This window comes from Alkalispirillum mobile, from assembly GCF_003664325.1.
GTDB lineage: Bacteria > Pseudomonadota > Gammaproteobacteria > Nitrococcales > Halorhodospiraceae > Alkalilimnicola > Alkalilimnicola mobilis.
Genome location: NZ_RCDA01000001.1, coordinates 546,082 through 572,135, shown reverse-complemented (window position 1 = coordinate 572,135; position 26,054 = coordinate 546,082). Strand labels below are relative to the sequence as shown.

Sequence of the window (26,054 nt, the reverse complement as noted above, 5' to 3'; positions counted from 1 at the left end):
CGGTTCACGAGGGCGTTGCTAATCTCGGGGATAATAGCCATGGCGGTGTTCGTCGAGGAACCTATGGGCCTGAGCGTTCGTAATGCCAAGGTTGAAGACGCACCGAAGCTGGCCGGGCTGATGAACATGGCAGGTGAGGGCGTGCCGGCCTATCTCTGGGGCCGCATGGCGGGGCCGGGAGAAGATGCCCTGGCTTTTGGTGCCCGAAGGGTGGCCGGAACGGAGGGCGGCTTCAGTTATACCAACGCCTATGTTGCGGAATATGACGGCGCCATCGCCGGAATGCTGCTCGGCTACCGGCTGCCTGATCCCCATGAAGCCGGCCCGTTAGACGGGATCCCCGTCGTCGTCCGGCCGCTCATTGAACTGGAAGCGCTTGTTCCCGGTTCCTGGTACATAAACGCCGTAGCCACGGACCCGGCCTATCGTGGCCAAGGGGTAGGGCGGAAGCTCATGGGCTGGGCTGAGCACCTCGCCTCGGCGTCGGGTGCCAGGGTGGTTAGCCTCATCGTGGCCGAAGAGAATGTCCGGGCGCGACGCCTTTATGAGAGGCTCCGGTACCAGGCCATCGCCCGACGTCAGATCGTACCGTTTCCCCAGTGTGCCCACACCGGGGATTGGGTCTTGATGACGAAGGAAATACCCTCCACACCCAAGCGGAGCCCTTCTGGGACGAGCAGGTGATCCTCTGCCTCAGTCAGCGCGGGTGCGCCGCATGGCGGCTGCGCAGTGGGCGCTTCTCGAACGCCATCCCTCGCGGGCTTGTAAGGGCTGGCTGTCTTCTGGAGGCAGCTACACTGGATGCATTGGGAAATGGGCTCGTTCGGGCGATGTTCGCAGTCCACGCCACTGACGGTAATGCTCTGACACCGAGCGGATCATGAGACGAATCATAGGCATCGACCTGTCTGGCCCAGCAGGTGCGCAGCGTACCTCTGTGGCGGTCTTCCGCTCGAAGGGTGAGTACCTGGAATTGGAGGCGCTGGTCGCCGGGGCAGACGACGCGGAAATTCTGAGGTGGGTGCCCGATTCGGCCGTGGTCGGGCTGGACGCGCCGCTCTCTTACTCGTCGGCGGGCGGAAGTCGCGCGTCTGATGTCAGCTTGCGCGAGGCGCTCAGGGGCGGACTGCATCCGGGGTCGGTGATGGCCCCTTCTGCACCCAGGATGGTTTACCTGACACTGCGAGGTGTCGCCGTGAGCCGACTCATCGAGACGGAGCGACCGGGCGTCGATCTGGTGGAGGTGCATCCGACGGCGGCCCTGGTACTTCGCGGTGCTCCGGTCGACTCGGTTCGTGCGATCAAGAGAGACGCGGGGGCCAGGCAAGCGGTGCTGGATTGGCTGGAGACGGTGGGGCTGCGGGGCATGGGCGAATTGCCCGATCAGAGTGACCATTCCGTCGCGGCTTGCGCGGCGGCTTTGGCGGCATGGAAATGGCACCGGGGGGAGGCGGTCTGGGTCTACAAGGCAGAGCCACCGCTGCACCCGTACGATTTCGCTTGCTGATGCGGAACGGTTTTAGCCGCACTGCCTGATATACCGGAATCTCGAAACCATAAGGACGCCTGGCCGCCGTTTCCGGGAGATAGGCTTCGAGCTGTGCGTGAGCCTGCCGCTTCGGCGCGTTCAAGGGCCCGGGCAGTGGCTTGCGCTTGAGTCCTACCTGCTCCACCCTTCCGGCCATGTAGATGTTGCTGCCGTGGTGGCGGCGGGCCGATCTGGAGGGCTGGACCGTTGAAAATGACCGCTTTCGCCGAAAAATTCTCCCAGCAGGCGGGTATCAACAGCCTGATGGATGACCTGGGAAAGGCCATGGCGGGGGACCAGCCCGTGATCATGATGGGCGGTGGTAACCCGGGCCACTTCCCGCCGGTGCAGCAACGGCTGAGCGAAGAGCTCCAGAAACTGGCACGGGACCCGGATGCGGTCGCCCGCCTTATCGGAGTCTATGACGCCCCCCAGGGCGAGGCGCGTTTCATCCGTGCGCTCAAGGACCTGCTGAACCGCACCTATGGCTGGGGCCTGACGGAGGAGAACATCGCCCTGACCAACGGGAGTCAGGCAGCATTCTTCATGCTGTTCAATCTCTTCGCCGGCGAGATGCCGGGCGGCGGCCGACACCAGATCCTGCTGCCCATGGCGCCGGAGTACCTTGGCTACGCCGACGCGGGCTTGGGTCCCGACACCTTCCGCAGCGTGCGCCCGCGCATCGACTATCTGGACGACCATACGTTCAAGTACCGGGTGGACTTCGACGAGCTGGCGCTGGATGAGCAGGTGGGCGCGCTTTGCGTATCGCGCCCGACGAACCCCACCGGGAACGTGCTGACCGATGAGGAGATCGGCCGGCTGCATGCGCTGGCCAGGGCGTGGGATATTCCGCTGATCGTCGACGGCGCGTACGGCAGCCCCTTTCCGGAACTGATTTACACCGAGGCCCAGCCCTTCTGGGACGAGCAGGTGATTCTCTGTCTCAGCCTGTCGAAGCTGGGGCTGCCAGCCGCGCGAACCGGCATCGTCATAGCCGCGCCGCAGATCATCCGCGCCCTGAGTGGCGCCAATGCCATCCTCAACCTGGCAACGGGCAGCTTCGGCCCGCAGCTTACGGAGAACCTGGTGCGGTCGGGGGAGATCCTGTCGCTGAGCCGCGACCAGGTCCGGCCCTGGTACGAGGCCAAGATGCGCAAGGCGGTGGCGGTGCTGCACGACGCCTTTGACGACGCCTGTCCCTGGTATGTGCATCAGCCGGAGGGCGCAATGTTCCTGTGGCTCTGGTTCCCGGGCTTGCCCATTTCCAGCCACGAGCTTTACGAGCGGTTGAAGGCGAGGGGGGTGCTGGTGGTTTCGGGCCATTACTTCTTCCCGGGCCTGCCGGATGCGGGGGACTGGCCGCACCGCCATGAATGCCTGCGGGTGACCTATTCTCAGGATGATGAGTCGGTGGCGGAGGGGCTGCGCGTGATCGCGGACGAGGTCAAACGATGCTTTGCGGGCGCGATGGAGGACTGATTGCGCTACCCCGACAGAGCCTCCCAGATCAGCCTCAGGGCAAGCAGGGTGAGCAGCACGTTGAAAACCCGCGTGAAGCGTCGGTCGCTGAGCCGGCTCAGCAGGTTGACGCCCACCCAAGTGCCCACGCTTGCGGCCACGATCATCAGCAGGATGACGCCCAGCCACTCCTTGAAGGCGAACCCCGCGAAGCCGTAGACCACCGCCTTGGGGGCGTGCTGCAGGGACATGGCCGCCGCGAAGGTGGCGACCGTGGCGAAGCGGTCGTGCCCCTGTTGCTGTTTGATGAATGCCGCGACCAGAGGGCCGGTCGCCCCCACAAACAGGCTGAGAAAGGTTGTGCCCGTAGCCGCGAGGAAGGTGCCAACTGGCCCCAGGGCCTGCCGGGGCACGGCCGGCCCCCAGACCAGCAGCAGGATGAACCCCGCGATGGCCAATTGCACCACGGTGACCGGTAACTGGACCAGCACGACACTGGCCAGGCTGGCACCGAGCAGGACTCCCGGCAGGAAATAGCCGATCACCCTCAGGTCGATATGGCGCCACATCAGCAGGGTGCGGCTGACGTTGGAGCCCATCTGGACCATGCCGTGGACGGGAATGATCGCCGATGCCGGCACGGTCAGTGCCAGCAGGGCCAGCAGCACCACCCCGCCCCCCACGCCCAGCGAGGCGGTCAGCATGGAGGTGAAGGCCGCGGCGATCACCAACCCTGTCGCGACCAGCGGTGACAGGTCAGGCGGTAGCAAGTTTTCGATCAAGCCTCTCCCTTTCCAATTTGCACGCTGTCAGCCTGGTGGAACCGGGCAACGCGGCGGTATGACGGAACCTGTTGCGGATCATTCTGGTGCCATTCCGGCGCCGGCTTCCACTTTATTGACGACCCGGTTGCGCAGCGCCGTCGCGGGGACAATGTTCGCTGGTGGCTCTGGCGGGCAAGCGCCTGCGCGAGTGGCTATTCTTACCCGGTAGCCGCCGTGGGAACTTCGGGCGGCCGGTGTGCCCAGAGCAGCGTTTTGCCGGGGGTGGTTTCTTCATGAGTGAAACACGTTCCGCGCGGGCCTTCTCGCCCGCGGTTGTTGGAATTGCCGTGGTGGCGGCCACGTTGGTGGTGTCGGGTTGTAGCGGCGATGACGTGCCGGAGGCAGAGGCCCTGGAGGAGGCCGTGCAGGCCAATTATGAAGCGCAGCCGAGAGGATGCTTCGACCAGGTCTATCTGCAGTGGTTTAACGAATTCCCCATAGAGCGGCCCAGCGGGCTGGGCAGCAACGAGGTGGGCCCGGTGTTAGATGCACTGGAGGGCCTGGGCGTGATCGAGGTGCGCAACAGCGGTGATCGCGATGAATACCATCTGACCGCGGACGGCGAGCCGTATTATCGGGAGGGGGTCGGCCTGTGTTTCGTGGAGTTCACGTTGACCGGCCTGCACGAGTTGTCATCGCCTTTCGAGTTGCAGGGGCGAACGGTCATGACCGCAGTGGCCGAGTCGCGGCCGAAGCTGGCGGATTTCGCCGGGCGCGATGATTTCCAGGTCCTGCTGGAGGCATCCCGCGAGAAGTGGGCGCGGTCGGTGGGTAACCCCCGCCTGGATGAGCTGGTCGATTATCATCGCGAGGGGGAGGGTTTTACCGAGGAGGTCACGTTCGTCAAGGACGAGCAGGGCTGGCGGGTATCCAAGCGCTAGTTGCGGCGGCAGACCCGCGCTTCGGCCCGGACGGGCCGAAGCGCGATACCCGTTGTCCGGTCAACGGACAACCCACTGGCGTTGCGGCGCTCAGCGCAGTGTCGCCGTGTCGATGACAAACCGGTACTTCACGTCGCCTTTCTTCATCCGCTCGTAAGCCTCGTTGACGTTGCGGATATCCAGCATCTCCACATCGCACGTGATGTTGTGCTCGGCGCAGAAGTCCAGCACCTCCTGGGTTTCCGGCATGCCGCCGATGAGGGACCCGGCCAGCACACGGCGCTTGAATACTAGGCCACCGGCGTCAAGCGGCGGTTCGATGGGCTCCAGCAACCCGACCAGGATGTGCGTGCCGTCGTACTTGAGGCAGTTCAGGTAGGGGTTGAGATCGTGCTGCACCGGGACGGTATCCAACATGAAGTCGAAGGTGTCTGCCGCGGCCTCCATCTGCGCCTCGTCGGTGGAGACGATGACATGATCGGCCCCCTGCTTCTGCGCCTCGCGGACCTTGGCCTCGGAGCGGGTGAAGATGGTCACTTCCGCGCCCAGTGCCTTGGCGAACTTTACGCCCATGTGGCCCAGACCGCCCATACCGATGACGCCCACCTTATGGCCGGGACCGACACCGTGATGGCGTAGCGGGGAGTAGGTGGTGATGCCGGCGCAGAGCAGCGGCGCGGCCTTGGCCGGGTCCAGGGCATCCGGCACCCTGACCACGAACCGGTCGCTGACCACGATGCGGGTGGAGTACCCACCGAACGTGATGCTGCCGTCGTGGCGGTCCTGGCCGTTGTACGTCAGCGTCATACCCTCCAGGCAGTACTGCTCCAGCCCCGACTCGCAGGCCGAACAACTGCGGCAGCTGTCCACCATGCAGCCGACGCCCACGGTATCGCCCTCCTGAAAGCCCTTCACGTCAGGGCCCACGGCGGTGACGCGGCCGATGACCTCGTGGCCGGGCACTACCGGGTATTGGGTCATGCCCCAGTCATTCTCCACGAAGTGAATGTCGGTGTGGCACACCCCGCAGTAATCGATCTCGATGGCTACATCGTCCGCGCGCAGGTCGCGCCGGTCGAACGCGTAGGGGCCCAAGCCGGAATCCGGGCTGGTTGCAGCGTAAGCCTTTGTCGCGTGGTTCATGTGACGCTCCTCAATACGGACAGCGAGGTTGGATCATTGACGGGTGCCGATAGGGCAACGCCGGAGGCCCACTGTAGCACTTCAAGCCCCGCGCCCAATGTGGAGGCGGAGGCGAATGCCGGATGCCGCACGAACAGCGCTCTTGCCGATGCCCGGGCAGCAGCAGGAAGCAGGCCGTGCGGGTCAGCGCCTGCTGCGCCTCGCTCATGGGCAGTACACCGTATATCCTGAGATGATCGACGCCTGGGCAACGGCAACTGTCGGCATGTGCGGTGTGCTGGCGGGGGCCGGAAAAAGGGAGCAGTGCCAGTGAACAAGACGGCGGTTAAAAGCTTGCAGCGGATTCTTCGCGAGGCAGAGGCGTACAGCGGCGAGATAGACGGCTTGCGCGGGCCGCTGACGAATGGGGCCGTGGACAGCATGATCGAGGCCCGCGGCGACGAATTCCCCGATGGCACCGAGCGTTGGTCCGCGCGCCGGCGTGCTGTGGCCTGTCTCCAGCGTGGGGCATTGGATCGGGAAATTGATGCCGGCCCCGTGGACGGGCTTTGGGGGCCGCAAACGGAGTTTGCCGCGGACGCGCTAGCGACGCTGTTCGAGACCGGTGCACCACCGCCCGACTGGCGCGACCAGCCAGTGCTGGATGTCAATCCCAATGACTGGCCTCGGGAGTCAGTGCTCGAGGAGTCCTTCGGCAGCCCCTGCGAGGCGCGCCTGGTGCAGGTCCCCTGCCCATGGACGCTCTCCCTGGCCTGGGACCTGCGCCAGACCACTGAACACATCGGTTGCCATGAGCGGGTCGCGGAGAGCCTGCGCCGGGTACTGCAGCGGGTTTACGATCACTATGGCGAGGAGCGGCTTCGAGAGTTGCGCCTGAACCGGTATGGCGGCTGCTACAACTGCCGGCGCAAGCGCGGAGGCAGTAGCTGGTCCACGCACGCCTGGGGCGTGGCCATTGACTGGGATCCAGATCAGAACAAGCTGCGCTGGGGCCGTGACCGTGCCCGCCTGGCCCGTCCGGAGTATGAGGCGTGGTGGCAGTTCTGGGAGGAGGAGGGCTGGGTGAGCCTCGGCCGCGCCCGGAATTTCGACTGGATGCACGTGCAAGCGGCCAAGCTCTAGATTCAGCGCCACTACGAACTGGCGCAGGGGGTTCCCGGTGCGGGACCAATCGAGGGGAGCACGGGGCACAGGATGAGCAAGGGATGGCAGGCAGATTAATGCATGCTTGCGCCTAATAATTATTCTATTGGCATGGAAATTAATGGGTCAAGTCGCTTGTGCCATTACCCCTCATAACCTTTTAAATGCAATGAAATAGTGTCCGTTGACGGGGGCGGTAATTGTCCTAGACTCGAAACTACAAATCGCATTAATAAAAAGACCCCATGGGCCCGAGGGCAGTGCCGGGCGGGCGTCAGTAAAACGGCGAAAGGAGAAGGTAATATGGCTTCCTATCTACACCCTGGGGTCTATATCGAGGAAATTCCCAGCGGCTCCAGGCCTATTGATGCGGCAGGGACATCCACCGCCGCCTTCATCGGCTACGCCACCCGGGGTCCAGTGGATGAGCCGGTCTTCATCACCAGTTGGGAAGATTACGAGAACACCTTTGGCGGTATCCGCGATGTAGAGGAGTCGGTCAGCGGTGCCCAGTCCGTGAAGGGCGACACCCTCGGTCTGTCGGTATTCGCTTATTTCCAGAATGGGGGCGGTAAGGCCTATGTTATCCGCACCGCCAGCGGGGAAAAGACCGCCAAAGGGGCGCTTGAGGATTCTGGCAATGATCTGGTTGGTTTCCAGGTCGTCAATCCCGGCGCATGGGGAAACCAGCTGCGGCTCCACGTCACGGCCAAGGAGGCGCCGCCCGATACCAGTGACCCCCGTTTCACGGTGGAAATCGGGCGTGGGGATGGTGATGACTTCGTCGCAGACGAGACCTTCACCGATGTCTCTCTGGCGAAGGGAGACAGCGCTTATCTCAAGACGGTGCTGAAAGAGGGGTCCGAGCTGTTAAGGGTCAGTGATGAGAGCGGTATGGCTGACGCGGTGGCGGTTATCAACAGCGCCGGGACGGATGGCGTCACCGTGGAAATGTCTGATGGCGACGACGGGTCGCACGGCGGCTCCGACGAGTACAACGGTATCTTTTCAAAACTGCTGAAATATCGCGATATCAATATCATTCTGTTGCCCGACCAGACCTGGGGCGATTCCGGGCAGGGGATTATCGAAAGCGCCATCAGCCACTGCGAGACCATGAAAAACCGCATGGTCATATTCGATCTCCCCCCCGGAGAGGAATTAAACAAAGAAAAGGATGTGACCGATCTGGGGCTGACCACGTCGACCTATGCGGCCACCTATTATCCCTGGGCGCTGGTCAGTAACCCCCATTACAACCCGGATACCAATCCCGGTGCGGAACGGCTGGTGCTGGCACCAGCGGGCGGGTTTGTGGCGGGCCAATGGGCGCGGACGGATGGCCGCCGCGGCGTCTGGAAGGCGCCCGCTGGCGTCGAGACCAACCTGCTGGGCATCAGCAAGCTGCTTTACACCGTGGAGGACGCCGAGCAGCAGTACCTCAACCCGCTGGGGGTGAACGCCCTGCGCCAGCTGCCCAATTACGGCTCGGTGATCTGGGGTTCGCGCACCCGTGCTACCCGCGCCAACCCGGAATGGCGCTACATCCCGGTACGCCGAACGGCCATCTTTATCGAGGAGAGTATCTTCCACGGCATCCATTGGGCGGTCTTTGAGCCGAACGATCACCGCCTGTGGTCGGCGCTGCGCACGAACATCGAGTCCTTTCTGGGCGGGCTCCACCGCTCGGGCGCCTTCCAGGGTGAGAAGGCCAGCGATGCCTACTTTGTGCGCTGTGGCCTCGGGCAGACCATGCGCCAGGGCGATATCGACCGCGGCCAGGTGATTGTCGAGGTGGGCTTTGCGCCGCTCAAACCGGCGGAGTTCGTCATCGTGCGCATTCAGCAGAAAGTCGGCCAACAGTAAGGGAGCATACTCATGGCAGCCCCGCTTTTCCCGGTGAACACCCACCGCCACGATCCGTACCGCACATTCAAGTTCCAGATCCTCATTGATGGCCAGCCGGTGGCCGGGCTCAAGAAGATGAGCGCGCTGAAGAAATCCACCGAGTCCGTGGCGTGGCGCACGGCCGGCGACCCTTCGCACGAGCGACAGCTACCTGGCGGCACCAGCTACGAGGCGGTGACCCTGGAGCAGGGCCTGACCCACGACCCGGTGTTCGAGAACTGGGCGAACCTGGTCAACAACATCGAGGGTGACGGGGGCATGTCGTTGCGTAACTTCCGCAAGGACATCGTCATCAACGTGCTCAACCTGCAGGGTCAGGTGGCCCTCTCTTACAAGGTCTTCCGGGCCTGGGTCTCCGAGTTCCAGGCCCTGCCGGAGCTGGACGCCGGCACCATGAATGCCGTGGGCATCCAGACCATCACCCTGCAGCACGAGGGCTGGCAGCGCGACACTTCGGTACCGGAACCCGCGGAGACCTGATTTCGCAACCCGCTGACGGGTGGAGGCTTTGAGCTATGGAACGGCTGCCGGGGGGGCTGGTGGTGGCCGGCGAGCGGCGGAGGGATTTTCGCTTCAAGCCGGTGGACGGGGCGCTGGAGATGGCCTTGCTGGAGGCAGCCCGTACCGCAATGACCACCCCCGCCGCGGTCACAGAAGTGCTGTCGAGCGCGCTGGCGGAGCTGGCTGGCGGGCCGGCGAGCTACGAAAGGGTGCGTCGGTTGTGTGTGGCCGACCGGCAGTACCTCATTAGGGCGTTGGCGGTGCACTTCGGAGAGCGGCACGCCTGGATGTCGGCACGCTGCGCCGGCTGCGGAGAGGCGTTCGACTTCCAGTTGGATTTGGTCCGCCTCCCGACCGATCCGGCGGGGCCGACCTTTCCGGAGGTCGCCGTGGACTGGCAGGGGCAGACCTGGCGCTTCCGAGTGCCCGATGGCGGTGACCAGGAGGCGCTGGCCGGTGCGGGCGATGTGGACGCCCTGCTGCAGCGCTGCCTGCTGGCACCCGACGGCGCCGACGTCGCCACGCTCGGCGAGGCGGGGCACGAGGCCGTCGACCAGGCCATGGATGAGGTCTCCCCCGGGGTGGTCAGTGAGGCACAGGCCCGGTGCCCGCACTGCGACCATGAGAATCGGGTGGTGCTCAACCCCTACAGCCTGTTGGCGCGCACTCCGGACAGCCTGCTGGCGCAGGTGCATATTCTGGCCACGCATTATCACTGGAGTGAGCGGGAGATCCTGGACCTCCCGCGGGAACGGCGCGAGGCCTACCTGAGGCTGATCGACCGTGCCAGGGGGATGACGCAATAGGGCCGTCGAAAGGAGGCCGAATGCGCTTTTTACACGATGTCCTCAGAGACGCGCGCCGGCCCCTCCGTCCGGGGGGCGCCACGGTGTGGCGCAGCCACGCCGGAGAGGCGGAGCCGGACGAGAGCCCGGCACCGCCACCGGAGGAGGAGGACGAGGGCGCGAACACCGTGTACCGGTTTCAGAAGGCCGGGGAGGGCCCCCCTCCCCAGGTGGTGGAGCGCGGTAAGCCGGCCGGGAGAACGCCCGCCGGTGACGCCGTCCTCCCTTTGCCCGGCGCCCCTCGCAGGGCAGATGCCGGGCCCCCCGTCGCCGCAGAGCAGTATGTTGAACGTCGAACTACGGCAGATGGAAAGACTGAGTCGATGAACAAACCGGCGACTGCCGGACGTGGCCGCGATGGGATCGCAGGTGAAAGAGGGACTGTTGATCGGTCTGCAACGGTTGACGACAACGCACGGTCCGTAGACGTACACAGTGCTTCAACGACTTTGGAAAAGGAAAGACTGAGCGTGAAGGCTGAAGTCACGGAAACCGGCAATGAAAGGGAAACTCCTTCAACCGCGAGACGACTGAAGACAGCGGACTCAAACGCCAGTGTGAGCAAGCGGTCAGCGAGAGGGAATCCGGGAGCCGCCACCCCTTCTGAAACCTATCCCGCCTCCCGGCGTGGTGCCGACGACCCGGTGCCCGGGACCGGCCAGGCCGAATCGGCAGTGGCCCCGGCTGGTGAGGCGGCCCCGCCCCCGCTGGCGGCCGGCCAGCGGGTGCCCCCGCCGGACGGACCCATTTCGGATGTAGCGCCGTCTGCACCGCACGCGGAACCCGAGCCGGTCCCGGCGGTGCCCCGGACGACACCCGCCGGGGACCCGTCGGGAGACGGCAGCGCCGCCCGGCCCGGCCCGGCACCGGAGCCGGCCTCCGAGACGGCACCTGCAGCCGGTGCCCGTCCCTCGGTCCGAATCGGGCAAGTGGACGTCGTGGTGGTCAACGCCGCTGCACCGGCCCGGGAAGGGGGGCGCCGGTCGGAGTCGGGCCGTGCCGCGCTCTCCCGCAACTACCTGCGGAGGTTTTAGCCATGGCCCTGGTGGCCTCGTCCGTCGCACAGGTCTGCAAGGGGCTGGCGCAGTACCTGGGCGGTGAGTTCGACGGGTTGGATACCAAGGTCCATGTGCTCCTCGGCAGCCCGGGGGACGCGGCCACGGCCGAACAGGACGGCGAGCACAACCTCAACCTCTTCTTTTTCCGCTTCGAGCCCTCCGGCTTTGAGGGTGACACCCTGCCGGGTGAGACCCAGTACCTGCGGATGTACTGCCTGGCCACGCCCTTTGCCGTGGCCGAGGAGGCGGTGAGCAGCGGCGAGAACGATCTGCGCATCATCGGGGAGGTGCTGCGGGTCTTCCAGGAGACCCCGGTCTTCCAACTGGAGGCGGCCGGCGAGCCCTTCCACCTGCAGGTGGTCTTCCAGACCCTGGGCGTGGAGCAGATCAACCAGCTCTGGGCCACCCAGGGCGACACCATCTACCGGCCCTCGGTGCTGTTCGAGGTCTCGCTGGCGCCGGTGGTCCCCCGCCAGCCTCATGTGGAGGCGCCCCGGGTCGGCACCCTGGGTCTGGGTGTGGGGGGCATGGCCGGCGGTGCGGCTTCCACCACTTCCGGTGCAGCCGTCACCCGCATGCGGCCCGAGACCGGTCGCGAGGACTGGGCCCCGGCCGCCAGTCTGGTGCATCTGGGCGAGCTGGTGCAGTCGCTCGCCTTTGCCGTGGGCGGCGATGAGCTGGCGGGCTTCACCCCCCAGGTCTGGGTGGTGGGGGAGCCCGGCACCGAGGTCACCCTGCGCTGGGAGCTCTGGGACGATGAGCAGGGCTGGCAGCCCCACCCCGGGGGCACCGCGGTCACCCTGACGGAGGCGGCCATCAGCCCCGAGGGCCTGGTGGATGCCAGCCTGCACCCGGCGCCACTGCCTTTCGACGACCGCCCGGGCCAGCTCCTGCTCTACGCCGAGCGCAGCCACTCGAGGGCCGGTGACGGCCATACGCTGGTGCGCCGGTCCAACCCGCTGTTGATCACGCTTTACGAGGGGGGCGCATGAACGCTGCGGCTGCCGACGAGGCGCTGACTACCGCGGAGCAACTTCAGCCGGAGTGGGATCGGCTGCAGTATCTGGGCTATTGCCTGTCGCAAAGCCGGCAGGGTCGGGACCCGGACCGTCCGGCGCTGAAGGAGCTGCAACAGCTGCAACACCAGGTGGAGCGCCTGCGCGCCGCCGGTGGCGCCTGGGAGCGGGCCCTGGGGCTGCACCTTGAGCCCGTCGAGTGGGACCTGCTGGCCTGTGTCCTGGGGCCCGAGATGGAACCCCGGGTGGGCTGGATGTTCCAGAACCTGCAGCCGGGCAGCGCGCAGCCCTATCCCTCGCGGGCCCTGGTCCAGGAGCTACTGGCGCTCGCCCCGCACCAGGCCCGGTTGCTGGAACAGGCCCTGGAGGCCGGTGCCTCGCTGCGCCGCGGCGGCCTGCTGCGCGCGCGGGACGGCGATCCCTATGAGCCGCTTACCCCGGAGCCTGGCCTCGGGGCGCGCTTGCGCGGGGTCCGGCAGGCCCCGCCGGCACCGCCCGGGGCAGTGCCGGTGGACAATCCCGCCGGCTGGGACGACCTGGTGCTGCCTGCGCCGCACCGGGCGCAGTTGCGCGAGTTCCTGATGTGGCTGCAGCACCGGGAGACCGTGGTGGAACGCTGGGGCGGCCAGTCGGTGGGCGGGCCGATCGCACTGTTCAACGGGCCTTCCGGGACCGGCAAGACCCTGGCCGCCAGTGTCATCGCCAACAGCCTGGACTGGCCGCTCTACCGGGTGGATCTGGGCCGGCTGGTGAGCAAGTACATCGGTGAGACGGAGAAAAACCTAAACCAACTGTTCGACGCCGCCCACCGCCAACCCATGGTGCTGCAGTTCGACGAGGCGGATGCCCTGTTCGCCAAGCGGGGCGAGGTCAAGGAGGCGCGCGACCGGTACGCCAACATGGAGGTCAGCCACCTGCTGGCCCGCATCGAGGCCCACCGCGGCCCCTGCATCCTCACCACCAATATGCGCAAGCAGATGGACAGCGCCTTCGCCCGCCGCTTCCAGATGGTGGTGACCTTTCCCCGGCCCGGGGTGGCCGGGCGGGCCGCCCTCTGGGACCGGTTGCTGCCGCCCCGTGCGCCGCGGGCCCCCGACCTGGACCTGGAGCGGCTGGCCCGTTCGGTCAATCTCACCGGCGGCGGTATCCGCAACGCCGCGCTGCACGCCGCCTACCTGGCCGCCGGGCGCGGTGGCGCCATCGGCCTGGCCGAGGTGGCCCTGGCGGTCTGGCGCGAGCTGGGCAAGGACGGCCGGGAGCAAACCCCCCGGGAGCTGGGCGATCTGGCTCCTCACCTGCCCGACGAGGTGCTGCATGATTGATATCCAACACCTGCGCCTGCAACTGCCCGAGGGCTATGCCGGACGCGCCCCGCGCATCGTCCGCCTGCTCGCCCGGGCATTGGCCGACGCCCCGGTGGCCGGTCCGGCGGATCTGGCCCGGCTGCAGGTCGGTCCGGTGGCGCTGCCCGCCGGGGCCAGCGACCGGCAGGCCGCCGAGTCCATCGCCCGCGCCATCCGGGCGCGGCTGCCGGGGGCGGAGTGATCATGGGGCGGCATGTACGCGGCGCACTGGTGGAGTACGCGCAGAGCGCCTCCCCGCTGACCCTGGTCTTCGAGTTCAACCCGGAGACCCTCTCGCGCAGCCGCAGCGTGGAGATCACCCTGGCGGACACCCCGGCCACCCGCGGCGGCTACGACTTTCAGTCACCCGCCGAGACCCCGCGGGTCTCCCAGGGGGTGAGCGTGGAGCCGGAGGCCTTCGACGTGGAGATCCTGCTGGATGCCACCGATCGCATGGGGCAGGGCGACCCGGTGGCCAGCGCCTCCGGGGTGGAGCCGGAGCTGGACACCTTGCGCTCCATGGTCGAGCCCAAGGTCCAGGGGCCGGACGGGATGCAGACCCTGGCCAGCCTGGGCATGGGCGGGCAGCGCGCCTTTCAGCGCGACGAGAGCGCCTCGGTGCTGTTGTTCCTCTGGGGCAGCCACGTGCTGCCGGTGTTTCTCAAGGGGATCGACGTGCAGGAGACCGCGCACCTGCCCAGTCTGGTGCCCTATCGGGCGACCGTGACCCTGAGCCTGCAGGTCATCGAGGGTAACAACCCCTTCTATCGGGAGGAGAAGATCCGCCAGGCCGCCAGCGCCGCGCTGCACAGTTCGACCGCGCCCGGTCATTTCCCCGGAGGGTTGAGCTGATGCTGTTGCGCCAGTCCCGCTACCACAAACCCCGCACCGCCCGTCGCTTCAGCGATGAGGCCGGGGGCGGGCCTGCGTTCCCGGGCATCCGCCCGCGCACCATTGGGCCGGCCAGCGGGGTCATCGAGCACACCATCGCCAAAGGCGAGCGGCTCGATGCCCTGGCCCACTATTACTACCGCGACAGCCGCCTGTGGTGGCGGATTGTCGATGCCAACCCGGATCTGCTTTTCGCCGGCGTCATCCTGCTTGATGAGTACGCCGGCGAGACGCTGCTGATCCCCCGGGCGAGGGAATAGCCATGGGGCTCGACCTGCTCAGCGGTGAACAGCGCGCACCGGCCGAATGCCGGATCTACCTCCATGACCAGGAGGTACCGGAGTACTACCCCTTCCTCCGCGAGCTGGAGGTGGACACCAGCCGGGAGGAGGCCTGGAGCGCCACCCTGCGCCTGGCCACTGTGCGCGACGAGCATGGCAGTTGGAGCGTCCAGGACGAGGCGCTGCTGCGGCCCTGGGCCGAGATCACCCTGGCCATTGTTTTCGGCGACGACGAGCAGCGCCTGTTCAAGGGCTACATCCGCGAGGTCAACGCCGACTTTCCCGAGAGCGCCGGTGAGGCGGAGATCGTGGTCGAGTGCCAGGACCAGTCCCTGCGTCTGGACCGCACCCACCAGCGCACGCCCTGGGGGGAGGAGGAGGCGCCGGTCAGCGACCGGGTGATCATCGAGGAGATCCTCAGCCACTACGGCCTGGCCCTCAGCCCGGACAGCAAGGACGGCCAGCGCGGTCTGGTGGAGTTGCCCCAGGACAGCTCCGACATCCAGTTCCTGCGCAAGCGCGCCGAGGAGAACAACTACGAGCTGATCTTTTACCCGGACCAGGTCTACTTCGGGCCCTACCGGCTGGACGGCGGCGGGGCCCAGGCGACCATCCAGGTCTATGCCGGTCAGGCCACCAACTGCCTGCGGCTCAATGTCAGTGCCGACGGCCACCTGCCGGATCTGCTCGAGGTGGAGGTGCCGGCGGCGCGGGAGGGTGAGGACTCCCGCACCCTGCAGGTCTATTCCACGCTGCCGCCGATGGGCCCGGAGCGGGCCGACAGCCGGGGCAGCGGGCTGGAGCCCAACCTGGACACCCTGAGCGGGGAGGGTGGTGATGCCGGCGACCAGCTTGAGGCCCGAGCCCAGGCCCGCATCAACGAATACGACCTGCACCGGTTGCAGGCCGACGGCGAGCTGGACGGCAGCCTCTACGGCCACGTGCTGCGACCGGGCCGACCGGTGCCGGTAGACGGGCTGGGCGAACGACTGAGTGGGCTCTACTACGTGGACCGGGTGGCCCACCACTTCAGCCCCGACGGCTACTACCAGCGCTTTCAACTGCTGCGTAACGCCTACGGCGACAACGTGGATACCGCCGCCCCGGTGTCCCCGCGCCTGGCGGGGGTGCTCTGAGCAGTTCAGGCGGCGCAAGCGGCAACGCGAAGGAGGACGACGGTGGAAGATGTCATCAAGCAACTGGTGCGACAGGCCCAGGAGCGCCGCTACGGCAAGTACCGCGGGGTGGTGGTGGATAACGCCGACAGTCAGCGGCGCGGGCGGGTCCGGGTACAGGTGCCGTCGGTCTGGGGCGACCGCATCAGCCACTGGGCGCTGCCCTGCCTGCCCTTCGGTGGCAAGTCGGGCCAGGGGTTCTTCTCCGTGCCCGAGGTGGGCGCCCAGGTCTGGGTGGAGTTCGAGGGCGGCGATACCGAGTACCCCATCTGGACCGGCACCTTCTGGCGCAGCGCCGACGAGGTGCCGGAGGAGGTGGTGCGCGAGTCCGATGCCGCACCCAGCACCCGGGTCTTCCGCACACCCAAGGGTCACCGGCTGGTCTTCGAGGAGCAGGACGACGCCGAGCAGGTACGCCTGGAGCACGGCGGTGGCGCCCATGTGGACATGGGCCCGGAGGGTGGCCTGAGCCTCACCGACGCCGGTGGCGCCACCGTGGTACTGGATGCCGAGAACAACCAGCTACGGGTGGAGGATGCCAACGGCAACACCCTGGTGCTCACCGCCACCGGCACCACGGTGGAGGATGCCAATGGCAACAAGATCGAGATGGCGCCCAGCGGCGTCACGGTGAAGGGCGCCCAGATCGTGCTCGACGGCAATCAGGTGATGCTCGGCGGGGCGGGCGGCGAGCCGCTGATCAAGGGGCAGAGCTTTCTCAGCCTGTTCGCCACCCACGTGCACACCTCCTCGCCCTCCGGCGGGCCCACCTCGCCCCCGTTGCCCCAGGGCGAGATGAGCACCCTGTCGATGAAAGTGCTGACCGGTTGAGGTGATCATGGAACGACGGCTCAGTAACCCGCCTTACCTGGCCTTCCCGCTGCGCATCGGGGCCGATGGCCCGCGCCTGGCCGATCGCGCCGGGCACATCCGCGGCCAGATCGAGCAGGTGCTCTTCACCCTGGCCGGGGAGCGGGTCTTCCGGCCCGAATTCGGTGCCGGTGTAAAGGCCCTGGTGTTCGAGCCCAACGACTCCCCCCTGTGGGCGCTGACCCGACGCCGCCTGATCGCGTCGTTGGCCGATGCCCTGGCCGGCGAGGTGGACCCGAAATCCATCGAGGTCCATGTCACCGGTGAGGACGCCCGACTGCTGATCACCGTGGTCTACACCCTGGCGGCGGTCGGCCACCGTGAGCGCCACCAGTTTGCCGTGGGAGAGTCCTGATGGCCGACAGCCCCGAGATTGAACTGCACTTCGAGGCCGGCTGCGACGACTGTGGCCGGCGCCACGCCCGGCTGCCGCCGCCGCTGCCGGCGCTGGGCGATGACTTCGACTGGGACCTGCGCGACTACGACGGCTTTCGTCTGTTCATGCTCGAGGAGCTGGCCGCGCGCTTCCCGGAGCGCAAGCGCTGGACCCCGGCCGATCTGGAGGTGGTGCTGGTGGAGGCACTGGCCGCGGTGCTCGACCAGCTCTCCGACACCCTGGACCGGGTGGCCGGAGAGGCCTACCTGGAGACGGCGCGACGGCCGGAATCGGTGCGCCGGCTGCTGCTGATGATCGGCTACGACGCCCTGGGGCTGCGCCGGCGCCAGGGCCTGCCGCCCTTCGACCGCGCCCCCGACGACGAGAGCCCGGAGGCGGCCATCGAACGGCTGGAGCAGTACTGGCTGGACCATCCGGAGGCCATGGACCGCGATCGCCAGGAGGGCCCACGCCAGATCCACCGCCAGCACCGCATCGTCACCACCGGGGACTTTGTCACCCGGCTCGAGGCGCACCCGGTGGTGGAGCGCGCCCAGGCGGCCGAGGCCTGGAACGGCAGTTGGTCGCTCATCCAGGTGGCGATTATCCCCTGGACCCGGGTGGGCCTGGATGATCCGGCGGATTACGACGATGCACTCTGGGCGCGGATCGCGCAGTTCCACGCCGAGCGCGACCTCTATCTGCCCGAACCCGACACCCGCCCGCCGGTGCGCAGTCTGCTGCGCCACTACCTGGATGACTACCGCATGCTCGGCCAGGAGGTTCACCTGGTGCCCGCCGAGGAGGTGGGGTTGTTGCTCTCCCTCTCCATCCAGGTCTCTCCCCACTACTTCCAGTCGGAGGTTCGCCGGGCGGTGGGGCAGGCCCTGGGGCGGGGCCCGGGGGCGTTCTTCGAGCCGGGCCGGCTGCGTTTCGGCGAGGATGTCTGGGCCGGTGACCTGTTCCAGTACCTGATGGCGCTGGACGGCGTGGACAACCTCTGCCTTAACCGCTTCAAGCGCATCGGTACCCGCTTCCCGGACATGAGCGGGCGCGGGCGGATTGCCCTCAGCGGACTGGAGGTGGCCGTCTGCGATAACGAGCCCGATCACCCGGAGCGGGGGTACTTCTACCTGCGGTTGCATGGCGGGAGGAGGGGCTGAGATGGCCAATGACCTGACCCGCTGGAACCGTGCCGGCCTGAGCCGTTTCCGCTACCTGGATGGCAACGCCGCCACCTTTCTCGAGGCGCTGCGTGTTGACTGGCAGGCGCGTTTCCCGCGCTGGCCGGCGGTGGCCGGGGAGGTGCCCCCGGAAGAGTCCGATCGCGCCTGGCAGGCGCGGCTGGAGCGCGGCTACCAGGCCGACCAGGACGACCTGCTGTGGCAGATCGGGCGCGGTTTTGCCCGCGCCAGCCATGTGTTGGGCGAGCATCTGGATGCCTACGCCAACGAGGCCACGGTGGGTACCGCCACCGAGTGGGAGAACCTGCGCCGGCTGGTGGCCATGCTCGACTACCACCCGCGGCCGCCTGCGTCAGCGCAGACCACGCTGGCGGTGCTGGCGAAAAGGCCCGGGCCGCTGGCCGCCGGCTTTGCCGTCAAGCACAACCCCGAGGAGGGTGCGCCGGTGGTCTTCGAGACGCTGGAGGATCTGGCGCTGGACCCCCGGTTGAACACCCTGCGTCCGGCCGGCCACGACCGCAACCCGGCGTCGCTGCAGGGGCAGTACCTGGAAATATCCGGGGAGCACGACAAGCTCACCCGGGGCACCCCGCTGGTGGTGGAAGACACCCGGCGCGGCCGCAGCCACGCCCACCTGATCCAGTCGGTGGCGCTGGACGAGGGGCGCGGGGTCACCCGGGTCCGGATCACCCCGCGGCTCTCGCCCAAGTCGCGGATCGGCGATGTGCGGCTTCATGTGCTACCCAAGGAACGGTTGGCGGTCACCGGGCCGGTGCTCCAGGGGGCGGAGCTGGGGCATAGCCTGCGGCTCGCGGACGAGACCGGCGACCTCAAGCCCGGCGAGACCCTGGTGCTGACCAACCCGGGACACAAGCCGCGCTTTCTGCGGGTGAGCCGGGTCCGGCCCCGGCTGGTCAGCTTCAAGGCGCCTCTGGGCCCGACCTATCTGGCGGGCGCCCGGCTGTCCCGCCCGGTGGAGGTGCCGGTGATCCGGCGCGCCGGCGCCCCCTGGCGACGGCGCATCGGTCGTGGCGACCATGCGGGAGGAAACCTCTATGTGCTGTTCGTTGCCGGGGACTGGCGCCGCCTGCAGAACCAGTGGGTTGCCCGCCGCCCGGCCGACGTGGATGGCGCCCTGGCGGCGTTCAGGGTAGTGCGTGCCCACTACCAGCCGGTGGATGTGTCTCCGGAGGCCGGCGACACCCCGGCCTGGGAGGGACACACCGCGTTGAGCCTGGCGGGCGGTGAGCTGGACGCCAATCCCCAGTACCTGCTGGCCCCGCCCGAGTCGCCCGGCCCCTGGGTGCCGGATCCGCTGATCGAACGGGTGGCCGGCGGGCTTGCCGACCCGCTGATCAGTGAGCACAGCAAACACGCCGCACCCGGTGACTTCGCAGTGCTGGTCTGCGGCGGGTCGGTGGCGTGGTCCCGGCTGGCGGCGGTGGCCCAGGACCAGGCGGGCGAGCATACCGCTCACCACGCCGACGGCGGTACCTGGCAGGACAGGGGCGGTGGGCCGGTCCACGCAGATGCCTCAGGGACCGGCGAGGGCGGGCCCTTCTATCGGGACGCCTCGCAGCTTTACGTGCACTTTACCGAGACCCTGCGGCTGCATGATGCCCGGCGCAACCCCACGCCCCTGAGCGGGCGGACGGTGGCGCTGTCGGACCCGGACGGGCAGCTGTCCGAGCGACTGACCCGGGGCCACCGCCTGGTGCTGGATAATGGCAGCGAGGTGGTCGCCGCCCGGGTGGAGAAACTGGCGGGCGGCGACCCGTTGCAACTGACCCTGTCCGAATCGGTGCCGGGCGACAGCCGCTACGACAACCTGGTGCTCTACGGCAATGCCGTGGCGGCCGGCCATGGCAGCGGCAAGCCGGAGCAGGCCCTGGGTAGCGGCGATGCCACCGAGCGCCATGCGGGCTTCGAACTGGCCGTGCAGGAGGTCAGTTTCGTTGCTGACCCCGGGCAGGCGAGCGGGGTGCGGGCGGCGGTCGAGGTCACCGTGGACGGTCGGCGCTGGACGCAACTCGCCAATCTCCGGGACGCCGGGCAGGAGGACGCCGTCTATACCGTGCGTCTGACCGAGGACGGCACCCTGTCGGTGCGCTTCGGCGACGGCCGGCACGGGCGCCGGCTGCCGACCGGGGTCAACAACGTGCGTATCCACTACCGCCAGGGTGTGGGTACCCGGGGCAACCTGCCGCCCGGGTCGCTCACCGAGCCCCAGCGGCCCCATCCGCGGGTGGACGCGGTGCGCCAGCCGCTGCCGGCCGGTGGTGGCGCCGACCGCGAGCCCGAGACCGACCTGCGCGAGAGTGCCCCGGCCACCGTACTGACTTTGTCCCGGGCCGTCTCGCTGCGCGACTTCGCCCGTCTGGCCCGGGCCCACGCCAGCATCTGGCAGGCCAATGCCTTCGCCCGACCCACCCGGCGCGGCCGTCGCGAGAGCGTGGAGGTGGTGGTGGTGCCCGCCGAGGGCGCCCGCCTGACCAGCGCGCTGGGTGACCAGCTGACCCGCCACCTGCGCGCCCATGGGGTGCCGGGCGTCGATCTGCAGGTGGCCGGCTACGAGCCGGTGCGGATCGGGCTCGATATCACCCTGCGCATCGATCTCGACGCCTTCGACCCCGAGCCGGTGGTCGACGCGGTGCACGCGGCCCTGGCGGAGGCCTTCTCACTGCGGCACCGGCGTCTGGGGCAGCCGCTCTACCGCGGCGAGGTGTTCCAGGTGGTGGAGGGGGTGCGCGGGGTGGCCAGCTCCAGTTGCGAGGTCCGGGTGGTGTCCGTGGGCGCTGGGGGCCCATTGCCTGACGAGGACGAGGCGAACGAAGCAGGCCCGACGGGCGCGCACGACACCGGCAGGGCGGTCCTGCGCGAGGTGCGGACCTCTGGCGGGGTCGTCCGCGTGCTGCAACCCGGGCCGCGTCAGTGCCTGTACCTGGCCCCCGGCCGGCCCGACATCAGCATCGAGACGGAGGCCTACCGACCATGAGCCGCAGCAGCCTCGCGGAACAGCTCTACCAACTGCTGCCCGCCGTCTACCGTGAGCGCGACCGGCCCGGCGGGGCCAGTCGTGGCGCGCCGCCCGGGGAGGGCGATCCGCCGGAGGCGGGCACCGAACCGGGAGCGGTGGGCGACCTGGAGGCCTTGCTCCAGGTCTACGGCCGCTTCCTGGACCGCTGGCGTAACACCCTGGATCAGCGCTATTACGACAACTTCCCTGACCGCGACCCGCGCCGCGATGCCCTGGGCCGGGAGCGTAACTGTCAGCCCTGGCTGCTGCCCTATCTCGCCCGCTTGGTGGATGTGGACCTGGTCTCCCCGGACACCGAGGGGCAACGCGAGGAGGTCACTCACGCGGTGGCCTGGCGCCAGCGCAAGGGCACCCGGGCGGCCACCGAGGCCATCGCCGAGGCGGTGGGGCGCATGGAGACCGAGGTCCAGGAGGGCTGGCAGCGGGTGGCACGCACCCCGCGCATCGGCGATCCGCTGCTGCCCGAGGCCCATTATGGCGTGGCCGAACCGATCCCCGGAGCGGCCTCGCCCGCGCTGCGCGCCCGCCATCCGGGCCTGCCCACGGCCACCCCGGATCTGCGCTACGCCTCCCGGCCACTGCGCACCCGCCCCGGTGACCCGGCCGCCCGTCGCACCCACTACGCCGGCGAGCCGCAGCACTGGGTGCAGGCCAACCCCGGCGGCGTGCCCTGTTTTCCCGGCAGCCACCAGGACGTTTCCCGCCGCACCCCCGACCTGCGCACCCCCGACGAGCGGCGCGGTCACTACCACCCGCGTCGGGCATTGCTCTACCTGGCCCCGCCGGAGGGGCTGTGCCACCCGGATGCCCCGGGCCTGCACTGGGAGACGGTATGGGAACGGGTGGGCAGCCGGGACCATTACCGGGACGAGGAGATCGAGTGCCACCGCCGGCCGGTCAACTGGCGCGGCGAGACCTGGACCTGCCTGCACCTGCGCGCCCGCACCGCCCGACCGTTGAGGCTGGTGGGCCGCGAGCAGTTGGGCGCGCAACTGGACGGCGAGCGGGTGCTCTTCCGCTTCGAGCATCTGTGGTTCGACAACCGGTTGACGCTCGAGCGGGGGCGTCTGGTGCTGCAAGGCTGCGCGCTGCGTCACCTGGAAGTGGCGACCGTCGGCGACGAGGGCCCGGCGGTGGTGGCGCGCGGGTGTCTCTTCAACCGGCTGGCGGCCCCGGGGGCGTCGGCAGAGCTGGAGTACTGCACGGTGCTCGACCAGCTCCTGGCCACACGCCTGTGGATGAGCGACAGCATCAGTGTGCCGGTCCCGCGCGGGCGGCCGGGCGGAGCAGACCTGCCGGCCACCGGCTGCATCCGCTACAGCCGCCTGCCCCATGTCCCCGAGGCGCAATGGCAGTACCAGGGCGAGCCTTCGGCACTGCGCCTGGCCTACAGCACCCACCGCCAGGCGGTCTTCCTCGACCACCGCTTCGGCGAGCCCGGTGCCGGGGTGTTGCACTGGCATTGCCCCGAGGCCATCACCCGGGGGGCCGAGGATGGCGGCGAGATGGGGGCCTACCATGACGCCCGCCACCAACTGCGCTGGCAGGCAGTACGGGACAAGCTCAGCCACTACCTGCCGTTGGGCATCGAGGCGGTGCTGATCCCCGACCCCCGGTTGCAGTGTCCGCCGCCCTACCGGGCTTAACCCACCACGGAAAGCAAAAAACGAAAGGGACCACTATGAAGACGCAGACCTCGCAACCGTCCCACCGCGACCACGGCCAGTACAGCGGCGTCTATCTGCAGCAGGGCCGCATGATCACCGACGCCGACTGGAACGCGCTCGACGAGATCGGCCAGCGCCGGCTGGTGGGCGCCCTGTGGGACGCCATTGCCAGCGGCGCACCGCGCCAGGGTGGCCTGCGGCTCTCGGACGGCGCGGGTGTGCGCCTGCACCCCGGGGTGCTTTACGTGGGCGGCGTCCCCGCCCGACTGGTCGGTGACGGGCCGATGGCGCCCGATGAACAGCCCCGTTACCCCGATCCGCCGCCCTTCGAGGGTCGTGACCTGACGCTCTACGCTGATGTCTGGGAGCGCAGCGTGACCGCCCTGGAGGATCCCGCGCTGATGGACCCGGCGCTGCACGGCGCCGATACCAGCAGCCGCGGTGAGACGGTGCTGCAGGTCAAGTGGTGCCCCCGCGGGGTGGACCCGACGGATCCAGCGGTCAACCCGCCGCTGGGCGATGCCCCGCTGGCGCTGCGGCTGCGCCATATCTTTGTTGGTGACGATCCCTGCGACCCCTGCGCCAGTGAGATGAATCTGGATGAGCGCATCGGTAACTACCTGTTCCGGGTGGAGGTGCACGATCTCTTCCGGGACGAGGCGGGCGACCGCCAACTGGTGCTCAAGTGGTCCCGCGACAACGGTGCCGAGGCCCATGAGGCGGACAACGTCCCGGAGGGGTTCGACCGCGGCGACTGGGTCTGGGAGTTCTACGATGACGCCAGCGAACAGACCCTGGGCCGACACCTCCCGGAGGGCTACCGTCCCCGGCGCGGCCGCCTGAGCACCACGTTCGAGCGGCCCCCGGAGGGAGAGCCGCGGGCTTTTGTGCGCCAGTGGGACGGCTTCCTACAGCTCAACCTGGACGCGGCCATCCTGGTCACCGGTGTGGACCGGGGCGCCGAACTGGACCCGGAACTCGACCCGGACGCTCACGGCTGGGTGGATATCGACGCCGGCGTGCTGCAGGTCAACGGCGAGCGCCTGGAACTGCGGCTGGCCTTTGCCGATCGCGCCTTTCTGCCCGGCGATTACTGGCAAGCGGCCGTGCGCGAGGCGGTGCAGGGCCCCGGGGACTACGTGCTCGGTGATGAAAGTGTCGGTGAACCGCCCCGCGGGGTGCGCCACCGCTACCTGCGGCTGGGCGAGCTGGATGGCGACGGCGCGCTGGTGCCCCACAGTGACGCCGAACGGCGCCGGTTCAACTTCCCGCCGCTCACCGACCTGGCGGCCGCCGACGTTGGCTTCAACGAGCGCTGCAACGCTCTCTTTCAAGGGGCCGAGAATGTCCAGCAGGCGCTGGATGCACTCTGCGACATCGCCGCCGAGCACATTGCCTACCGGTTGCCCGACTGCAGGGGCGGCATGGAGGTGACGGTCAAGCGGCTGTTGGCCGAGGCCCTTGCCGAGCGCTGGCCCGATATCGACGGCGACGGCCGGCTGAGCGTGCGGGACATGCTCGACGGCCTGCTCTGTCACCTGGACAGCGCGGCGCTGCCGCACGACGTGCCCGAGTGCCGCGATGGCCGCCGCAGCCTGCGCGAGCGGCTGCGAATCCCCGTAGGGCGGACCACCACCGCGGAACCGCTCAACCGGTTGCTGTGCGACACGACCGCCGATCACCTCCCCCTGGGCCGCGAGACCGAACTCTGTCCGGACCTGGATCGGGAAGGGGTGGAGACGGTGCAGGACGCCCTCAATACCCTCTGCGGGCGTAGCGCCGGTGGCGGCTGTGCCCGCGTAGTGGTGCCCGGCGACCTGACCCGGACCCTGAAGGAGTTGATCGATCAGGAAGCAGAGAGTATATGGCTCTGCCTCAAGCCGGGGGAGCACGAATTGCCGCCGGGGCTGGATCTGGAGGCCGGTCGTCATATCCGCATTTCGGGTGCCGGCTACCGGGCCTGCCGCATCCTCGTTCGGGCCCCGCTCTGGCAATTGGAAGCACCGGAGATCCAGCTCACCGATCTGGGGATCTATTTCGAGGGCGACGAATCCGCCGGGCTGCGGCTCACCGGCGAGGATATCAGCGTGACCGGGGTGCATTTTCAGGACGCCCATGCGCAGGAAGACGAGCCCATGGTGCATATCCGGGGTCCGCAGCCGTCCCGCAAAGGGGTGACCGCATTACGCCTGGAAGACAGCCGATTCTTCCCTTGGGGCCGGAAGCTTGCACTGCTACTCGAGCAGGTCAGCTATGTCGGCCACGTCCGCCACAACTGGATCGAGGGTGAGGTGCATTACAACCCCATGATCGACAAGCCCGTCGATCCCGATCGGCAGGGTATCGCGAGGACGTCCATCGACGGGGACCGCGTGGTGCTTGGTCGGGTTGCAGTCGTGGTAGGCGGCGAGGACAGGGATGAGCGGGACCCCGCGCCGGAGCGAAGAGCAACGACGCGGCCGCTCCTGGGTGCCGCGCCGATCCCCGGCATACGCGGGCAACCGGGGAACGCGGGAGGGGACGCCCCCCGTCGCGGACGGGAGGGCGAGGATATTGAGGTCAGTCCCGGCGGTGGGGGGGTGTACATCGAAAACAACGTGATCGAGCGCTGGGTGAGCCTGATGGAATCCGGGCTGGTGAGGCGCAATATCCTGGAGGGGCAGGTGGCCGGGCCCGTGCTGCTGAACGTGCAGCACAACGCCTTTGCCGTTGGGTCCAGCTTTATCGGGGGCCAGCTGGTGGCGACGGGGAACCATGTGTTCAGCGACCGTAGCCACGACTCTAGCGAGGTATGGTTCATCGCGAACCAGTTGATCGCCCAGGGGAACCTGGCCGAGGACCGGGAAAGCGAGGCCCGTTATTCCGCCGAGTCCCACGCCGTTGCCAATAATCTCCTGAATTTCAGGGCGTTCTGAGGGCACC

Annotated in this window: 22 protein-coding genes; 20 read left to right on the top strand and 2 right to left on the bottom strand. The window is 68.1% G+C overall.

Annotation, left to right across the window (positions count from 1 at the left end; genetic code table 11):
- Positions 1-39 precede the first annotated feature (39 nt).
- The 3 genes from DFR31_RS02680 to DFR31_RS02670 all read left to right on the top strand — a co-directional run bounded on the left by DFR31_RS02680 (position 40) and on the right by DFR31_RS02670 (position 3,010).
- The gene (locus DFR31_RS02680) at positions 40-684 is read left to right on the top strand and encodes a GNAT family N-acetyltransferase (RefSeq protein ID WP_245971066.1); all 645 of its coding nucleotides are present in this window, start codon (positions 40-42) and stop codon (positions 682-684) included.
- Between the two features lie 196 nt (positions 685-880).
- Positions 881-1,507, top strand: a complete 627-nt coding sequence (locus DFR31_RS02675; RefSeq protein WP_211328221.1) for a DUF429 domain-containing protein — start codon at positions 881-883, stop codon at positions 1,505-1,507.
- A 234-nt stretch (positions 1,508-1,741) separates the two neighbouring features.
- Positions 1,742-3,010, top strand: a complete 1,269-nt coding sequence (locus tag DFR31_RS02670) for a valine--pyruvate transaminase (RefSeq protein ID WP_245971065.1) — start codon at positions 1,742-1,744, stop codon at positions 3,008-3,010.
- A gap of 5 nt (positions 3,011-3,015) precedes the next feature.
- Here the strand turns inward: DFR31_RS02670 and DFR31_RS02665 are convergent, their stop codons facing one another.
- Complete coding sequence (locus tag DFR31_RS02665) at positions 3,016-3,771, bottom strand: sulfite exporter TauE/SafE family protein (RefSeq protein WP_121441109.1); 756 nt, start codon at positions 3,769-3,771, stop codon at positions 3,016-3,018.
- A 275-nt stretch (positions 3,772-4,046) separates the two neighbouring features.
- Here DFR31_RS02665 and DFR31_RS02660 point away from each other — a divergent pair, with 275 nt between their 5' ends.
- Positions 4,047-4,694, top strand: coding sequence for a hypothetical protein (locus DFR31_RS02660; protein ID WP_147436922.1), 648 nt, complete (start codon positions 4,047-4,049; stop codon positions 4,692-4,694).
- 90 nt (positions 4,695-4,784) lie between these two features.
- Here DFR31_RS02660 and DFR31_RS02655 read toward each other — a convergent pair whose 3' ends face one another.
- On the bottom strand, positions 4,785-5,837 hold the full coding sequence (locus DFR31_RS02655) for an NAD(P)-dependent alcohol dehydrogenase (RefSeq protein ID WP_121441107.1): 1,053 nt from the start codon (positions 5,835-5,837) through the stop codon (positions 4,785-4,787).
- Positions 5,838-6,146: 309 nt separating this feature from the next.
- On the opposite strand from DFR31_RS02655, the gene DFR31_RS02645 reads away from it, so the two are divergent.
- The 16 genes from DFR31_RS02645 to DFR31_RS02570 all read left to right on the top strand — a co-directional run bounded on the left by DFR31_RS02645 (position 6,147) and on the right by DFR31_RS02570 (position 26,047).
- Positions 6,147-6,959 carry a M15 family metallopeptidase domain-containing protein gene (locus DFR31_RS02645; RefSeq protein WP_121441105.1) on the top strand — a complete coding sequence of 271 codons (813 nt, stop codon included), beginning with the start codon at positions 6,147-6,149 and terminating at the stop codon, positions 6,957-6,959.
- A 324-nt stretch (positions 6,960-7,283) separates the two neighbouring features.
- Positions 7,284-8,846, top strand: coding sequence for a phage tail sheath C-terminal domain-containing protein (locus DFR31_RS02640; RefSeq protein WP_121441104.1), 1,563 nt, complete (start codon positions 7,284-7,286; stop codon positions 8,844-8,846).
- A gap of 12 nt (positions 8,847-8,858) precedes the next feature.
- The gene (locus DFR31_RS02635) at positions 8,859-9,368 is read left to right on the top strand and encodes a phage tail protein (protein ID WP_121441103.1); all 510 of its coding nucleotides are present in this window, start codon (positions 8,859-8,861) and stop codon (positions 9,366-9,368) included.
- A 35-nt stretch (positions 9,369-9,403) separates the two neighbouring features.
- On the top strand, positions 9,404-10,195 hold the full coding sequence (locus DFR31_RS02630; RefSeq protein ID WP_121441102.1) for a hypothetical protein: 792 nt from the start codon (positions 9,404-9,406) through the stop codon (positions 10,193-10,195).
- 1,075 nt (positions 10,196-11,270) lie between these two features.
- Complete coding sequence (locus tag DFR31_RS02625; RefSeq protein WP_121441101.1) at positions 11,271-12,284, top strand: Pvc16 family protein; 1,014 nt, start codon at positions 11,271-11,273, stop codon at positions 12,282-12,284.
- Positions 12,281-13,630, top strand: a complete 1,350-nt coding sequence (locus tag DFR31_RS02620) for an ATP-binding protein (protein ID WP_121441100.1) — start codon at positions 12,281-12,283, stop codon at positions 13,628-13,630. The genes DFR31_RS02625 and DFR31_RS02620 overlap by 4 nt, the downstream gene beginning before the upstream one ends.
- Positions 13,623-13,853 carry a hypothetical protein gene (locus DFR31_RS02615; RefSeq protein ID WP_121441099.1) on the top strand — a complete coding sequence of 77 codons (231 nt, stop codon included), beginning with the start codon at positions 13,623-13,625 and terminating at the stop codon, positions 13,851-13,853. Before DFR31_RS02620 ends, DFR31_RS02615 begins: the two co-directional genes overlap by 8 nt.
- A 2-nt stretch (positions 13,854-13,855) precedes the next feature.
- Complete coding sequence (locus tag DFR31_RS02610) at positions 13,856-14,503, top strand: CIS tube protein (RefSeq protein ID WP_121441098.1); 648 nt, start codon at positions 13,856-13,858, stop codon at positions 14,501-14,503.
- Positions 14,503-14,802 (top strand): hypothetical protein, encoded by a 300-nt coding sequence (locus tag DFR31_RS02605; protein WP_121441097.1) that lies wholly within the window; start codon positions 14,503-14,505, stop codon positions 14,800-14,802. Before DFR31_RS02610 ends, DFR31_RS02605 begins: the two co-directional genes overlap by 1 nt.
- A gap of 2 nt (positions 14,803-14,804) precedes the next feature.
- The gene (locus DFR31_RS02600; RefSeq protein WP_121441096.1) at positions 14,805-15,959 is read left to right on the top strand and encodes a phage late control D family protein; all 1,155 of its coding nucleotides are present in this window, start codon (positions 14,805-14,807) and stop codon (positions 15,957-15,959) included.
- Between the two features lie 42 nt (positions 15,960-16,001).
- On the top strand, positions 16,002-16,829 hold the full coding sequence (locus DFR31_RS02595; protein WP_121441095.1) for a phage baseplate assembly protein V: 828 nt from the start codon (positions 16,002-16,004) through the stop codon (positions 16,827-16,829).
- 7 nt (positions 16,830-16,836) lie between these two features.
- A complete protein-coding gene (locus DFR31_RS02590) occupies positions 16,837-17,223 on the top strand; it encodes a GPW/gp25 family protein (protein ID WP_121442138.1) in 387 nt (128 codons plus the stop codon).
- On the top strand, positions 17,223-18,407 hold the full coding sequence (locus tag DFR31_RS02585) for a baseplate J/gp47 family protein (protein ID WP_121441094.1): 1,185 nt from the start codon (positions 17,223-17,225) through the stop codon (positions 18,405-18,407). The genes DFR31_RS02590 and DFR31_RS02585 overlap by 1 nt, the downstream gene beginning before the upstream one ends.
- A gap of 1 nt (position 18,408) precedes the next feature.
- The gene (locus DFR31_RS02580; RefSeq protein ID WP_170153578.1) at positions 18,409-21,423 is read left to right on the top strand and encodes a baseplate J/gp47 family protein; all 3,015 of its coding nucleotides are present in this window, start codon (positions 18,409-18,411) and stop codon (positions 21,421-21,423) included.
- Positions 21,420-23,111: a phage tail protein gene (locus tag DFR31_RS02575; protein WP_121441092.1), complete on the top strand. Its 1,692-nt coding sequence runs from the start codon at positions 21,420-21,422 to the stop codon at positions 23,109-23,111. The genes DFR31_RS02580 and DFR31_RS02575 overlap by 4 nt, the downstream gene beginning before the upstream one ends.
- Before the next feature lie 35 nt (positions 23,112-23,146).
- Positions 23,147-26,047 (top strand): DUF6519 domain-containing protein, encoded by a 2,901-nt coding sequence (locus DFR31_RS02570; protein WP_121441091.1) that lies wholly within the window; start codon positions 23,147-23,149, stop codon positions 26,045-26,047.
- Positions 26,048-26,054: the final 7 nt, after the last annotated feature.

Excerpts from the sequence above, each read along its gene's own strand:
- DFR31_RS02680 (WP_245971066.1), top strand. The coding sequence starts at position 40 with ATGGCGGTGTTCGTCGAGGAACCTATGGGCCTGAGCGTTCGTAATGCC.
- DFR31_RS02675 (WP_211328221.1), top strand. The coding sequence starts at position 881 with ATGAGACGAATCATAGGCATCGACCTGTCTGGCCCAGCAGGTGCGCAG.
- DFR31_RS02670 (WP_245971065.1), top strand. The coding sequence starts at position 1,742 with ATGACCGCTTTCGCCGAAAAATTCTCCCAGCAGGCGGGTATCAACAGC.
- DFR31_RS02660 (WP_147436922.1), top strand. The coding sequence starts at position 4,047 with ATGAGTGAAACACGTTCCGCGCGGGCCTTCTCGCCCGCGGTTGTTGGA.
- DFR31_RS02655 (WP_121441107.1), bottom strand. The coding sequence starts at position 5,837 with ATGAACCACGCGACAAAGGCTTACGCTGCAACCAGCCCGGATTCCGGC.
- DFR31_RS02640 (WP_121441104.1), top strand. The coding sequence starts at position 7,284 with ATGGCTTCCTATCTACACCCTGGGGTCTATATCGAGGAAATTCCCAGC.
- DFR31_RS02635 (WP_121441103.1), top strand. The coding sequence starts at position 8,859 with ATGGCAGCCCCGCTTTTCCCGGTGAACACCCACCGCCACGATCCGTAC.
- DFR31_RS02630 (WP_121441102.1), top strand. The coding sequence starts at position 9,404 with ATGGAACGGCTGCCGGGGGGGCTGGTGGTGGCCGGCGAGCGGCGGAGG.
- DFR31_RS02625 (WP_121441101.1), top strand. The coding sequence starts at position 11,271 with ATGGCCCTGGTGGCCTCGTCCGTCGCACAGGTCTGCAAGGGGCTGGCG.
- DFR31_RS02620 (WP_121441100.1), top strand. The coding sequence starts at position 12,281 with ATGAACGCTGCGGCTGCCGACGAGGCGCTGACTACCGCGGAGCAACTT.
- DFR31_RS02615 (WP_121441099.1), top strand. The coding sequence starts at position 13,623 with ATGATTGATATCCAACACCTGCGCCTGCAACTGCCCGAGGGCTATGCC.
- DFR31_RS02610 (WP_121441098.1), top strand. The coding sequence starts at position 13,856 with ATGGGGCGGCATGTACGCGGCGCACTGGTGGAGTACGCGCAGAGCGCC.
- DFR31_RS02605 (WP_121441097.1), top strand. The coding sequence starts at position 14,503 with ATGCTGTTGCGCCAGTCCCGCTACCACAAACCCCGCACCGCCCGTCGC.
- DFR31_RS02600 (WP_121441096.1), top strand. The coding sequence starts at position 14,805 with ATGGGGCTCGACCTGCTCAGCGGTGAACAGCGCGCACCGGCCGAATGC.
- DFR31_RS02590 (WP_121442138.1), top strand. The coding sequence starts at position 16,837 with ATGGAACGACGGCTCAGTAACCCGCCTTACCTGGCCTTCCCGCTGCGC.
- DFR31_RS02585 (WP_121441094.1), top strand. The coding sequence starts at position 17,223 with ATGGCCGACAGCCCCGAGATTGAACTGCACTTCGAGGCCGGCTGCGAC.
- DFR31_RS02580 (WP_170153578.1), top strand. The coding sequence starts at position 18,409 with ATGGCCAATGACCTGACCCGCTGGAACCGTGCCGGCCTGAGCCGTTTC.
- DFR31_RS02575 (WP_121441092.1), top strand. The coding sequence starts at position 21,420 with ATGAGCCGCAGCAGCCTCGCGGAACAGCTCTACCAACTGCTGCCCGCC.
- DFR31_RS02570 (WP_121441091.1), top strand. The coding sequence starts at position 23,147 with ATGAAGACGCAGACCTCGCAACCGTCCCACCGCGACCACGGCCAGTAC.